Consider the following 13574-nt stretch of genomic DNA (forward strand, 5'->3'; position numbering starts at 1 on the left):
TATAAGCCTCAGTCTCGGTCAACCGAGCCAACTCGGAATGTTGAGTGAGGGAAGATTGAGCGCCGGGATCCTCTCAAAATTGGCGTAGTGACCCGTCACTCCCGAGAACGCCGTCAGCGCGAAGTCGAATGCAGCTAGATTTCTGACCGATGACAGCCCAGCCATGGCGGCATTATCGGCCCAGAATCCACGGTGAGCCTGATACACGCTCGCGAATCCCTCGCTACCCAGGAACAGTTTACTGAATCCAGTGCGCGCGCCACTCGACTTGAAGATTCCGATGAGCCCGTCACTGTAATACAACTTCGGATTCCTGAGCGCACTCGTAAGGCCCTTGCAGGCACCGAAGTTCCCGAATAGCGCCGCCTTCGAAGCTGCCTTGTTCAGATGGCCGAGTTTTGCGAATGTCGACAGCTTTCCGATAGGAACGATCGCGACAGCTGCCAAGAATATATCCCACCCATTGGCTTCATCATTAAAGAATTGCCCAAGAACGGCGACCAAGTAAAGGGCCCCAACGATAAGGGCGAGAGCGCCGAGTATAGGACCTCCGATAACCAACGCAACGATGCCAACAGCGAACGCGACCCATCCCAGAATATCAGCCGCATCCGACCACCAACTATCCTCAATTGCGCCCGAGGTCCCGTCGGTGATGCCATTCGTAGCCGTGTCGAAGGCTTCCTCCCACACGTCATACCAGGTGTCGAAGACCTCGGCTTCGCTCTGCCAGTTTTCGTACGCCTCTTTCTTGGCCTTGTTCTCAGTGGCTTCCTCTTTGTCGGTGCCGCCGATTCCGAGGACGCCACCCTCCTCCTCCGTGGTGCTGTCGTCCTTGTCGCCTGGGAGGTTCTCGTAGGTCGACCACAACTCCTTGCAGGTGTTGGCGCTCCCGTCGATCCTCAGCTTGCACGACTCGAGCGATTCGCCGTACTGCACGAGAACAGGCCCAACGGGCTCGTAGAGGTCGCCAGCCTCCCTCAGCTTCTCGTGAGAGTCGCCGATGATCTCTTGAAGCTTCTGAATGGCCTGACCCTGCTGCTGTCCATCCGAGAGTGAGTTGTCCTTGAGAGTCTGCAGAGTTGTGGCAGCGTCATGCATCTTCTTGCCGAGGCTCTCGATCTGCTTGCCTCGCGAGACGATCTCTCCGGGCCTGCCTTCAACATGCTTGATCTCCCTGCCCTTGGGAGAATCTTCCATCCCGCCAAACATCGACTTGATCTCCTTGTTCCCGAGCTACAGCCCAGTCGTTTCCGCCACCACGCTACTGCCGTCTCACTTGGACTCGAACGCCAACGCGGTCTCGCTGTCCCAGTTCTGGAACCCATCGACGACACCCTTGACATGCTTCTGGATGTCCTGGAGTGCGTCCTTCAGCTCGTCACGCTTGTTGTTCCATCGATCTTCGAAATCTTCGGCCGCCTCCCGAAGCTCGTTGCGGCCAAACGGATCTCCGATGGCGTCCTCGAGCTTGTCGGCACGGCTGCTCGCCTGCTCGAACTCCTCGACAATTTTGCTGAGACTCGTGGCTACGGTGTCCAACTCAGCGATCTTGATACTGACGTCGGCCATATCCGACCGTCCTTCCGTTCCCCGACAAACTCTTGACGTACCAGCATTCGCCGATATCCAGGCGATGCACGGTCACCGCATGACGGCGGCGGGCCAACCCACTGGGTTGGCACCGCCGCGCAATGCCGTTCGCTCAGCCGCCGGCGAGCTGCGAGTCCAGGTCCTGGATCGCCGTGGCCATGTCACGCAGAGCCTGAGCCATGTCCTCGACACCAGCAATGGCGTCCTTCAGACCCGTGGTCATCTCCGTGTAGCCGTCCTGGAACTTGCCAGAGGCCTTCTCCGTCTTGAACCCGTCCTGAACGAGCTCGTCCACGTAGCCCTGGCACTCATCCAGAGCGGACTCGATCGTGTCCTTACCCTGGTCGAGCTTGTCGGCGGTGCCGGTCATCTCGTCGTATGTTGCCCCGAAGTCACTCATCGATCATTGCCTTTCCCGCAATTTTCATTACACGACACCCGATTGCGGCGCCGTTCGTCACCATCACTCACGCATCACACTGTCGTGATGCGTGAACCGACGAGCCGACACCGTCATCCCGAGCGTGGTGGTCCGAGATCCAGGCAATCAACGTCGTCGCGGTAGTCCTACCCGCTACGGCCGGTTCTAAACATCTCCGAAAGTAAAGTTTCAGCTCATCCCGGTTTAGGCGGTGGCAGCAGCACACCCGGCGGGAGTCGACACCGCAGCCCCTGACCGAGACGGGTAATGGTGGGCCGATAGATGCCGGCCCACCATATTGACCAACGCTGCGGCTCAGCCGCCCGCGAGCTGCGAGTCCAGGTCCTGGATGGCGGTCGCCATGTCACGCAGAGCCTGAGCCATGTCCTCGACACCAGCGATGGCGTCTTTGAGGCCGGTGGTCATCTCGGTGTAGCCGTCCTGGAACTTGCCGGACGCCTTCTCCGTCTTGAAACCGTCCTGAACGAGCTCATCCACATAGCCCTGGCACTCGTCCAGCGCCGACTCGATCGTGTCCTTGCCCTGGTCGAGCTTGTCGGCAGTGCCGGTCATCTCGTCGTAGGTTGCCCCGAAATCAGTCATCGATCCTAGCCCTCTCCCGCGATTTCATTACCTGGCGTGGGTAAACGCCGCTGGCCACCGTAGGCCACCCTTCACGAGGTTGTGAAGGGTAAAAACAGATTCGTTGCCAGATTCGTACAGAGGTTCATACAGAGTTCTCGGAGTCACTCGCCAAGGGCATCTGCATGGTCACCATGCGCCCGGCCTGGACGAAGATGCCGCGGCCTGCAGGGAAGTCGGTGCGCTTCAGCTTGCCGAACGGAACCTTGAACAGCGTGTCGCCGTCGTACGTGTCCGGCTTGAGCACGATTCCCTGGCGGGCGGCCTTCCATTCACCCATGACGCCCGAGCCGCCGCCGGCTCGAGTGACGTCGGCGTCGCCGACGAAGAGGTGGTCGGAGTTGTTGATCGCCTGCAGCAGGGCGCGCATCGGGCGGTCGGCGGGACCGTCGGCCAGGTGAGTCATGTCCTCGGCGACGATCATGATGCGGCCGGGGAAGGACTCGTCGGCGACGATCTCGGCGAGCTCGGTGACGAGGGTCTTCTCGTCGTCGGGGCGGGTGGCGCTGCGTACCCAAGGCCTGAAGTCGCCGAGCATGGCGCGACGGCTGCCGAGGTGGAACAGCTTCACCTCGGGGTCGAAGCGTTCCATCGACTCGACGAGCGCCTTGAGTACGTTGGTCTTGCCAGACTGCGGCGGGCCGGTGACGATGAACGAGCCGATCGGGTCGAAGCCGCGCGGCGCCAGGGTGTCGTCGGCGATACCGAAGACGGGCTGACCGTTGGCCTGCGCGGGAAGCGACCGGCTGGAGATCTTCGTCGGCAGGGCACCGATCTCGCCGACCTCGGGAACACCCAGGGCACGCAGCTGCGAGACCAGCTCGTCGAGAGCCTTGGTCTGCTCGGCGACGTTGGTGGTGCCACCCAGGACGGCGAGCTGCACCTCGGCCTTGTCGACGACGGCGCGGCCGGGCACCGACTGCTCGTTGAGTACGTCCTTGGGTGCTCCGACCAGGACGTACTGGCTCGGGTCGGAGAGCCGCATGACCACGCGGCGCGGGATGTTCGCGAAGACGGCCGTCGGGACGGACCCAGACCGGTCGGCGGTGATCACCGCGTGGATCCCGAGCGGGCGGCCCTCACCGAGGACCCGCATGAAGGACTGGTAGAACGGCGCGCGACCGGCGGCGATCTCCCACTCCTTCTTGAACTCGGGGTAGTTGTCGATGAGGAGCAGGATGCGCGGCATCGACTGGTCGGCGATCTCACGGTATTCGGTGAGGTTCGCCGCCGCGGCCTTGGAGAACAGCTCCGAGCGGCGGTCCATCTCCCGCTCGAGGGTGCGCATCAGCCGCTGCAGACGCTCGGCGTCGTCGCCGTCGATGATCGAGCCGACGTGCGGGAGACGCTCGATCGCACCCAGCGCGCCGGAGGCGAAGTCGAGGCCGTAGACCTGGACCTGGCCGAGCTCCGGACGGGCGCCGGCGGCGGTCGCGATCGTCTTCAGCAGGGTCGACTTGCCCGAACCGGAGGACCCGAAGATGAGCAGGGAGCCATCGCGGTCGGGGGCGAAGTAGATCGCGTTCTGCTGCTGACGCTCCGGGAGGTCGGCAAGACCCAGCAGGATCTGTCCGTCGCCCTCCAACGGGAGGTCGCGCATGTCGACCACGGAGGCCAGGTCATCGAGCCATGGTCGCCGCGGGACCATCAGACCAGCCGTGGCGGAGGCCTTGATCAGGTTGGCCACGATCCGCTTCTGGTCGTTGGGGCCGAGGTCCTCGTCGTGCGAGTCGCTCTCCGGCGGACGCTCCGGCTCCCACTCCGTGATCGAACCGAACTTGAGCTCGGCCACCCTCACGTCAGCGGTGACGACCTCGTCGTCGCGCGTCCAGCCACCGGCGTACGCGGACTGGAACGGGGTGAGGCGACCGGGTCCGGTCTTCGCGATACCGCGGCCCGGCAGGGACGGCGGGAAGGTCCCGGCGATCGGGTCGTCGACGACGTCCTTGGAGTCGGTCTCATCGGCCATACGCAGCGCGACGCGGAGGTTGGTGTTGGCCCGCAGGTTGTCCTTGATGACACCGGCCGGGCGCTGGGTCGCCATGATCAGGTGGATGCCGAGCGAACGACCTCGCTGGGCGATGTCGACGACGCCGTCGACGAACTCCGGCACCTCACCGGCCAGTGCGGCGAACTCGTCGATGACCAGCACCAGCGCGGGCGGGCACTCCGGGTCCTGTCGCTTCTCCAGCTCGAGGAGGTCCTTGGCCTTCTTCCGGTTGAAGAGGTGCTCGCGGTAGTGCAGCTCGGCCTTGAGGCTGGTCAGCGCGCGGCGTACGAGGTGCGGGCTCAGGTCGGTCACCAGACCGACGCAGTGCGGCAGCTCGATGCAGTCGGCGAAGGCCGAGCCGCCCTTGTAGTCGACGAAGAGGAAGGTCACCCGGTCGGGCGAGTGGGCCGAGGCGATACCGAGCACCCACGCCTGCAGAAACTCTGACTTACCGGCACCGGTGGTGCCGCCGACGAGGGCGTGCGGGCCCTGCGTACGCAGGTCCAGCGTCATCGCGTCGGAGGCGCCCTGGCCGATGATGGCGCGCAGGTTGCCCGCCTTCTTCAGCCGCGGCCGCGGCCGGTCGGAGCGGTCGATGATCGAGTTGTTCTGCCGCCAGCGCTCCACCACGGAGTGCGGGTCCTCGGCGACCTCGTTGCCGACCAGCGACAGGAAGCCGACCGAGTTGGGCAGGTCGGAGGAGTCGTGGACGACGGTGCTGGCGTCCACCACCGGCGCGAGCCGCTTGGCGAACATGTCCATGTAGGCGTTGGAGACGCCCTCGACAATGACACCCTCGTAGAGGTCGCCGTTGCGGACGAGCCCGACGGTGGCACGCTCCAGGCCGTCGCTCACGTCCAGGAAGCTGCGGCACACCGCCGGCAACGCCTCGACGGTGGAGGACATGAAGACCGCGTGTACGCCGACATCGGCGCCGCGCTCGAGCACCTGGACCAGCCGGGCGCGATCCACCGGAGCGTCGTTGGTGACGAAGACGACGATCGAGACCTGCACTCGGGCGTTGGTCTCCTCCCCTGCCCGAGCGACGTCGGTGCCGTACTGCATCGGGTTCCACTTCTCGGCGAACGGGCCGCGGTGCTCCGCGGTCCGGCCGGCGCGCATGATGTATTCCTCCAGCGCGCTGAGCAGGGCGTTGGCCGTCGGCGCGGAGTCGGCCAGCGGCATGTCCTTGAACCGGTTGGTCTCCGAGGTGGTGTGCGGCAGCCACTTGAGCCACTCGAACTCCTCGACCCAGTCCGGGTCGGCGAAGGCGACGGTGACGACCTCGTTGGGCGCGTGCAGGCCGAAGAGCTGCACCGCGAGCCCACGCATCGCGTCAGCGGCCGGGCCGGCCGGGCCGGCCACACCCACGGAACCCACCGCGGGGAGCGACTCCAGCAGGGGTACGTCGTCGACGTACTTGTAGCGCTCCTTGAGTCGGTCGATCCGCTCGATGAACTCGGGCAGGCCGTTCTGGGTGTCACGCTCCGCGATCGAGTTGCGCGACAGAGCGCGGGTGGTGCCGAGACGTACGGCCAGGAAGTTCCAGTGCTCGGGGCGCCGGGTCCACAGCCGCGGACCGAGCTGCATCGCCTGCTCGAAGACCTCGGCGACCGCCGGGACCTCCTCGTTGCGCGCCAGCTCCTCCTCGGGCTTGCTGCGGTAGAAGACCTCTTCCAGCTTCTCGAACTGCCGCTCGAAGAGCTCGATCTCGTGGTCCTGCTTCGCGCCGGCCTGGCGGTGCTGGTTGATGTAGTTGCCGACCGCCATCATCGGGGTCATCACGACCAGCAGCAGCGCGCGGGCGCGGCCGGTCATCGCGTAGATCGAGAGCGCCATGATGATCGGGGCGATCAGCACGAACCACGGGAACAGCTTCTTCTGCATCTCCGTCGGCATCCACGGCGGCGGGTGCTCGGTGCCGGGATAGCGCACGTCGACCCGCGGGCTGCGGTTGAAGAGCAGGCCGCCGCCGCGCTCGAGGACCGGGTCCTCGACAGCGGAGAGGAAGTCGGCCGAGAGCTGCATGACCAGCGTGGTGCTGCCGATGACGACGGGCGTGTCCGGCGCCAGACGTACGCGGGAGACCTGGGTCCCGTCGACGACGACGCCGTTGGCCGAGTTGAGGTCGACCAGCTCGACCGAGCGGTCCACCTCGATGCGGGCGTGACGCTTGGAGACCATCGGGTCGGCGAGCACGATCTCGTTCTCGGGACCACGGCCGATCGAGGCGTGGCCGGTGGTCAACGGGAACGCCTGTCCCCGCACCGGACCGTCGATCGCGCGCAGCACACCGACGCTCTTACGCCGGGAGCCGGTGGTCTCGTTGTCCGGGCCCATGTTCACGACCGCGGCCGCGAAGCCCGACCCGATCGGCGCGTCACCGATGGGTACGTCGGGCTCGAGCGGTTCCATCCGGTCGGCGGTCGGCGGGGCGACGGCCAAGGTCAAGATGTCCTGCTCACCGGCGATCACGGAGCGCGCCGGGTCCGCGTCGGCAATGTGCCGCGCGACGTCTCCCGCGGTGGCCGTGGAGTCAGCCGTGACGATCACATCCGCCGGCGCGACACCGGGCCGGTGCAGTGTGAGCTTGACCTTCATCCTTCGTTCCCCTCGTCAACGTGCCAAAAGTCAATGCAGCGAGATCGTGCGGCGGCCCGCGCGGCGGTCACCCGCGACGCACCAGGGCCGAGCGGTCGCCGAACCGGATCATCGCGCCGACCGGTGCCAGCACCGGCTCCCAGGCGTTGAGCCGTCGGGTGGCACCCTCGTGAATCACCACGGTGCCGTTGGTCGAGCCGCGGTCGGTGACCTCGACGCCGTCTCCGCTGGGGCGCAGGGACAGGTGGGTCTTCGAGACCGACACGTCGATGATCGAGACCGTACGCGCCCCCAGCGTGTTCTCCGTCAGAGCGGGGTCACGGCCGACCAGCACCAGGCCTGCCACCGGGATCCGCTCGCCGGAGTCGACCTTGAGCATGATGCCGCGTTCGCGCGGCTGCGCCGGAGGCTGCTGACCACCGGACGTGGGTAGCGGCGTGGGAGCCGGCGTAGGCGTCGGTGTCGGGGCCGGATGCGGGGTCGGCGTGGGGGCCGGATGCGGGGTCGGTGTCGGGTAAGGCGTGGGCGTCGGGGTCGGAGGCGGCGGGGGAACCGTCTGGCCCTGGTTGGGGGTCACCGCGCGCGAGGGCGGGATCGACGGGGTCACCGGCTTCGGTGCGACCGGTCCCGACGGCGGTGTGGCGAGCGAGCCGCCCGCGGAAGCACCGGGCTCGTCGTTCCTCGCTTTCGGACGGGAGACGCCGAGCACGCCGGCGCTGACCCGCCCCGAGGGACGGTAGCTGCCGGCGTCGTGATCGTTGGGGGTGGTGAGCGAGGGCAGCGACTTCCGCTGCGCGACGGGCGCGGCCGCGACCGTCTTGCGGGCGATGCGCATGCGCTTCTCGTCGTAGGGGTCGAGGCCCTCGCGGACGTCGACCATCCAGAACTCGGCGACCTTGTCGTGCCAGCCGCGGCTCCGCTGCTCCTTGTCGAACAGCGGCGAGGCGAGGAAGACGATCGGAGCGATCGGGATGATCCCGGAGCCCCAGAGCACCAGGGCGCGGAGGAAGGCACGACCGACGCCCGGTCGCTCGAGCGTCTTGACGTTGATCGAGCGGATTCCGGCGACGGACTTGCCAAGCGTGACCCCACGGCGGCCGTGGAAGACGATCTGGACGATGACGTAGATCAGGCTCAGCAGTACGGTCGCGCCGCCCGCGATCGCCGCGAGCATGAAGTCGGGGTGGCTCAGGAACCGGGCGAAGCCGAACTTGCCCTGGACCAGCTTCAGCAGCAGCGGGAGCGTGAAGACGAGATAGGGCACCTGCAGAAGCAGGTAGCAGACGATGTCAACGGCGGCCGCGACGGCACGACGGCCCAGCGGTGCATCCTTCAGACCGAGCGAGGCGGCGTAGGCCGGATCCGGCTTTCCGTCGGCGGTGAGACCCTCGATCCGGTCGTCATTTTCGGCGACCTCCCATATCTCCACCGCAAGAACTCCCTCACGCCCGATGTCCGAGTATTTTCGGCGCTGACCAACAACGCCAGAAGGCTACCGGAATGTCCCGGCTCGGGCGCGATGGTGTCTGGCAGGATCGACGTATGTCAACACCCTCCGGGCCATCAGGGAGCCTCGAGCGCATCGTCTTCTCGGACGGCAGCACCGCCGATCTTGTACGCAAGGATGACGGCTGGGCCATCCAGATCGACGGCGTCGCACAGTCCCACCTCGGAGAAGACCCGGTGCAGCCGCCGAAGCTCGCCTCGATCCGGTGGATGCTGGCTGCGCTCGGGGACCAGGCGCCCCGCAGCGTCGCCCACCTGGGCGGGGCACTGCTCGCCCTTCCCCGTGCCGTCGCTCACCGGTGGCCCGCGGCCACGCAGACGGTGGTGGAGCTCGAGCCCGCCCTGGTCGAGCTCACCAGGTCACGCTTCCCGCTGCCTCCCGGGATCACCATGGAGACCGCCGAGGCGCGCTCGTGGCTTGAGGCTCACCCTGGCTCGGAGTACGACGCCGTCGTCATCGACATCTTCGCCGGCAACCGGATCCCGCCGGCGTTCACCTCGCTGGAGTGCATGACCGCGGCACGCGACGCGCTGCGCGAGGAGGGTCGGCTCGTGCTGAACTCCGTCGCCGGCCCGGAACTGCTCTTCACCCGTCGCGAGCTCGCCACGTTGCGTACGGTCTTCGGGCATGTCGCGATGATCGTGCAGGGGTCCGCGCTTGCGGGAGCGAGGTTCGGCAACGCCACGCTGATCGCCTCGGCGGCCCCGATCGACGGTGAGGCGATCCGCTCCTCGCTCGCCGGCGACCCGTCGAAGGGCGCGCTGGTGACCGACCTCGACCCGATCATCGACGGAGCCGACCCGATCAGCGATGCCGACCAGCTCTGGTCCCCGGAGCCGAACCTGCCCGACGCGAGCGCCGCGCTTCGCCTCCTCGAGCAGGCCCGCCAAGCCGTCGACACGCTCAGATCCGCCGCAGACTGAGGCTCCATCGCCTTTGTCTAGCGAGATTCGGCCCTATCGCTCGGCAGATACCGCGACAGGCATCGCCAGCCATTTCTTTTACCGAAACCGGCTTGTAACGTTCAAACAACCTGCTTGCGACTTGCGGGCGGGATGCTTGATGCGCAGGACAAACCACGATGCACACCATCTATCCGTTGTAGGGGGGACCTCGATGGAAACACTCACCGCCACCCAGCCTGAGGCCAACAGTGCCGCGAAGCAGCACAGCCTCAAGTTCCGTCACGCCAGTGCCCTGACGAAGCTCATGGACGAGCGCCAGGACCTGCGCGGTGTTCACGTGTTCGCCGACTTCGTCGACGACTCGGTGCGCTGGTCTGCATGACCAGCAGCTAAATGGGGGGATCACCGATCCCGTTGCGCAAGGCCCGGCCGACGACGGCCGGGCCTTCGCTTGTCTTCAGGGCCCGCGGCTAGGAGCTGCGGTGGACGATCCGGCCGCCGACCGTGGTCAGCACGACCCCGCCATGGGCGATAGCGGCCAGATCCCCGACCGAGGCCCGGAGCGGATCGATGTCGAGCACGGCCAGGTCGCCGCGAGATCCGGGAGCGACCGTGGGCTGACCGTCGACCGACGCCGCCAGGGCCTCCTGGGCGGTGAGTGCCTGCTCCGGGTGCCACGGCTCCTTGCCGTCACGCGAGCGACCGACGGCGGCCGCGATGGCCAGCCACGGGTCGAGCGGCGCGACCGGAGCATCCGACCCGAGCGCCACCCGCACGCCCTCGTCGAGCATCCAGCGGGTCGCGAAGCAGCGGTCCTCGCGCCCCGGCCAGACGTCCTCGGTCATCTCGCGGTCGTCGAGGATGTGCGCCGGCTGCACGGATGCGGTGATCCCGAGTCGAGCCATCAGCGGCAGATCCTCGCGACGTACGAGCTGGGCGTGCTCGATGCTGCCGCGTGCACCCGTCATCGCGTACGCCGCCAGTGCCTCCGACACCGCCCGGTCACCGATCGCGTGCGTGGCCACCTGGAGGCTGGCCGCGTGGGCCTTCCCCAGGAGCCCGTGCAGCTCGTCCGGTGACTGGTTCGGCGCTCCGCAGCTGTCCGGATCGTCGGCGTACGGATCGCAGCACCACGCCGTCCGCGTGCCCAGCGAGCCGTCGCTGATGATCTTCAGCGGCCCCATCGTCAGCCGGTCCTCGCCCGGGAGCAGCCGGTCCCCCGTACGCAGCCCCTCGGCGATCGCCTCGTCGAGCTGGTCGGCGTACGTCGCGACCCGGATCCGCAGTAGGTCGCAGCCGGCCGCCCACCGCGAGCGCCAGTCGTCGAGCCGGATGCCGACCTCGAAGTCGGTCATCCCGACCACCCCGAGTGCGGCGGTCCGGGTCAGCATCCGGCGGTAGGCAGCCGGCGTGCTCCCGTTGGACTCGAAGAGCTCTGCAACCCGCGGATAGGTCTCGAACCACTCCGTCTCCTCCACCATGTCCTCCCGGCGCGGCAGGTCCACGGCGTCGAGCGCGGCGGTGTTCAGCCAGGCGTGATGGAAGTCGTGGTTGACCAGGATCGCGGGGATGCCACCGGTGACCGAGTCGAGCTCGGAGACCGTGCCCCAGCGGTCCCAGGTGCCGGCCGAGTGCCCCATCCCGACGATCGCCTCACCCGGCCCGACCTCGCGCGCGGCCGCGGCGACCCGCGCCAGCGCCTCGGCGGGCGAACGGGTGCCGTGCAGGTCCAGCCTGCTGGCCTTCAGCGTCCACTGGCCGAGGTGGGTGTGGGCGTCCCACAGACCCGGCACGAGCCAGCGCCCACCGGCGTCGTACGCCTCGACACCCTCCGGTCGGGGCAGGCCTTCTCCGACCGCCGACACGACACCGTCGGCGACGAGAACGTCAACCACCCCGGCGGGCGCGTTCGCCCGAGGTGAGAGCGGAACGATGCGTACGTTCCGGAGGAGAAGGTCGGGCATGAGCAGACGATAAGGATTCTGCCCATGCCCGAGCGAATCAGAAGGCCACCGGGCTCAGCGGCGCTTGAAGATTCCCCTGACGAGCTCCCTCGCGGCGGTGCGTGCGGCCTGCTTGAAGGCGGTCGACTTCACCACCGTCTCGATCATCGAGTCGTCATCGTCACGCGACCGCGATCGCGACCCCGACGACTTCTTCGGGGCGGTCTTCTTGGCCGCCTTCTCCTCCGCCTCGGCCGCGCGGGCGGCCTCCGCCGCGTCCGTCTTCGCCTTGAGCTGGTCGACGGCGGACTCGACCTCGACGGCCGCGGTGTACTTCGCCGCCAGCGGCGACGCCGCCACGGCAGCTTCCATCGCGGCGACCTCCGCCGGCCCCATCAGCGACTCGGGGGCGCGCAGCCGCGTCCAGGCGACCGGCGTCGGCGCGCCGCGCTCGTTCATGACGGTCACGATCGCCTCGCCGATGCCGAGGGTCTGGATGACCGCGCCGAGGTCGTCGTAGGAGGAGGTCGGATAGGTGTTTACGCTGGCCTTCAGGGCCTTGGCGTCGTTGGGCGTGGCGACCCGCAGCTGGTGCTGGATGCGCGAGCCGAGCTGACCGAGCACGTCGTCGGGGACGTCGGTCGGCTTCTGGGTGACGAAGAAGACCCCGACACCCTTGGAGCGGATCAGCCGGACCGTGTTGGTGATCTGGTCGAGGAACGCGTCGGAGGCGTCGTTGAAGAGCAGGTGCGCCTCGTCGAAGAAGAAGACCAGCTTGGGCTTGTCGACGTCACCGACCTCGGGCAGCGCCCGGAAGAGCTCGGCGAGCAGCCACATCAGGAAGGTCGAGAAGATCGCCGGCCGGTCCTGCAGGTTGGGCAGCTCCAACAGCGAGATGATCCCGGCGTCCCCGTCGTTGCGTACGAAATCAGTGACGGCGAAGGCCGGCTCACCGAAGAACTCGTCCGCGCCCTGGTCGGCGAAGGCGATGAGCGTACGCAGGATCACCCCGGTCGTCGCTGACGAGAGGCCGCCCAGACCCTTGAGGTCGGCCTTGCCCTCGTCGGAGACCAGCCACTGCAGCACCGCGCGCAGGTCGTCGAGCCCGACCAGCTTCAGGCCGGCCTTCTCGGCGTAGTGGAAGACGAGACCGAGCGAGGACTCCTGGGTCTCGTTGAGATCCAGGACCTTGGAGAGGAGCGTCGGACCGAAGGCGTCGACCGTGACCCGGACCGGGATGCCGGTGCCCTCGCCGCCGAGCGCGAAGAACTCGACCGGGAACCCGCGCGCCTGCCAGGCCTGCCCGACGGACGCCGCCCGCGCGGTCAGCTTCTCGCTCGACTCGCCCGGCGCGGACAGACCGGAGAGGTCGCCCTTGATGTCGGCTGCGAACACCGGGACCCCGGCTGCGGAGAGCTGCTCGGCCAGCAGCTGCAGGGTCTTCGTCTTGCCCGTGCCGGTCGCGCCCGCGACCAGCCCATGCCGGTTCAACATCCCCAAAGGAATGCGAATCGGCGTCTCCAACAACGTCTCAGCGTCCGCCATCAGGCCCCCGAGCTCGAGGGCGGAACCCTCGAATTGGTAGCCGGGCCCGACCGCTTCTGAGAGAGCAGCAGCATCCGTCATGACCAGGACTCTATGTGGGGATTTGGTTCGGGGGCGATACAGTCACGAGGGTGATCTTCAAGCGTGTCGGCGATTCTCGCCCCTACCCTGACCATGGTCTGACGACCAAGGGGTGGGCCGCGCTGCCTCCTCGAACGGTCCGTCTCGACGAGCTGGTGACCACGAAGGACACCCTTCAGCTGGTGGCTCTGCTCAACGAGGACTCGACGTTCTTCGGCGACCTCTTCGCCCATGTCGTGGAGTGGAACGGCGAGCTCTACCTCGAGGACGGGCTCCACCGGGCGCTCCGCGCGGCGCTCCAGCAGCGCAACGTGCTGCACGCCCGCGTGCACAGCCTCGGTTAGGG

The 13574-nt window shown here is 67.2% G+C and carries 11 protein-coding genes; 3 read left to right on the forward strand and 8 right to left on the reverse strand.

The window, feature by feature from the left end; genetic code table 11:
* Nucleotides 1-18 precede the first annotated feature (18 nt).
* From AB0F44_RS12510 to AB0F44_RS12535, 6 genes are all read right to left on the reverse strand, one after another.
* Nucleotides 19-1200 (reverse strand): hypothetical protein, encoded by a 1182-nt coding sequence (locus AB0F44_RS12510; RefSeq protein WP_357355794.1) that lies wholly within the window; start codon nt 1198-1200, stop codon nt 19-21.
* 75 nt (nt 1201-1275) lie between these two features.
* The gene (locus tag AB0F44_RS12515; RefSeq protein WP_357355797.1) at nt 1276-1572 is read right to left on the reverse strand and encodes a WXG100 family type VII secretion target; all 297 of its coding nucleotides are present in this window, start codon (nt 1570-1572) and stop codon (nt 1276-1278) included.
* 133 nt (nt 1573-1705) lie between these two features.
* On the reverse strand, nt 1706-1993 hold the full coding sequence (locus tag AB0F44_RS12520; RefSeq protein ID WP_008356172.1) for a WXG100 family type VII secretion target: 288 nt from the start codon (nt 1991-1993) through the stop codon (nt 1706-1708).
* Nucleotides 1994-2329: 336 nt separating this feature from the next.
* Nucleotides 2330-2617 carry a WXG100 family type VII secretion target gene (locus AB0F44_RS12525; RefSeq protein ID WP_008356184.1) on the reverse strand — a complete coding sequence of 96 codons (288 nt, stop codon included), beginning with the start codon at nt 2615-2617 and terminating at the stop codon, nt 2330-2332.
* A gap of 124 nt (nt 2618-2741) precedes the next feature.
* Nucleotides 2742-7247, reverse strand: a complete 4506-nt coding sequence (locus AB0F44_RS12530) for an FtsK/SpoIIIE domain-containing protein (protein WP_357355799.1) — start codon at nt 7245-7247, stop codon at nt 2742-2744.
* A 67-nt stretch (nt 7248-7314) separates the two neighbouring features.
* Nucleotides 7315-8676, reverse strand: coding sequence for an RDD family protein (locus AB0F44_RS12535; protein ID WP_357355801.1), 1362 nt, complete (start codon nt 8674-8676; stop codon nt 7315-7317).
* Between the two features lie 113 nt (nt 8677-8789).
* On the opposite strand from AB0F44_RS12535, the gene AB0F44_RS12540 reads away from it, so the two are divergent.
* Together AB0F44_RS12540 and AB0F44_RS12545 are read left to right on the forward strand one after the other, a co-directional pair.
* Nucleotides 8790-9677 (forward strand): fused MFS/spermidine synthase, encoded by an 888-nt coding sequence (locus tag AB0F44_RS12540; protein ID WP_357355803.1) that lies wholly within the window; start codon nt 8790-8792, stop codon nt 9675-9677.
* Between the two features lie 193 nt (nt 9678-9870).
* Nucleotides 9871-10041 (forward strand): hypothetical protein, encoded by a 171-nt coding sequence (locus AB0F44_RS12545; RefSeq protein WP_168381080.1) that lies wholly within the window; start codon nt 9871-9873, stop codon nt 10039-10041.
* A gap of 88 nt (nt 10042-10129) precedes the next feature.
* Here AB0F44_RS12545 and AB0F44_RS12550 read toward each other — a convergent pair whose 3' ends face one another.
* Nucleotides 10130-11623: an amidohydrolase gene (locus tag AB0F44_RS12550; RefSeq protein ID WP_357355806.1), complete on the reverse strand. Its 1494-nt coding sequence runs from the start codon at nt 11621-11623 to the stop codon at nt 10130-10132.
* A gap of 54 nt (nt 11624-11677) precedes the next feature.
* Nucleotides 11678-13228 carry a helicase HerA-like domain-containing protein gene (locus tag AB0F44_RS12555; protein ID WP_357355807.1) on the reverse strand — a complete coding sequence of 517 codons (1551 nt, stop codon included), beginning with the start codon at nt 13226-13228 and terminating at the stop codon, nt 11678-11680.
* Nucleotides 13229-13278: 50 nt separating this feature from the next.
* Here AB0F44_RS12555 and AB0F44_RS12560 point away from each other — a divergent pair, with 50 nt between their 5' ends.
* Nucleotides 13279-13572, forward strand: a complete 294-nt coding sequence (locus AB0F44_RS12560; RefSeq protein ID WP_045551249.1) for a type II toxin-antitoxin system VapB family antitoxin — start codon at nt 13279-13281, stop codon at nt 13570-13572.
* The last annotated feature ends 2 nt before the right edge of the window (nt 13573-13574 follow it).

This window comes from Nocardioides sp. NPDC023903 (assembly GCF_040639295.1).
In the GTDB taxonomy this organism is placed as follows: domain Bacteria; phylum Actinomycetota; class Actinomycetes; order Propionibacteriales; family Nocardioidaceae; genus Nocardioides.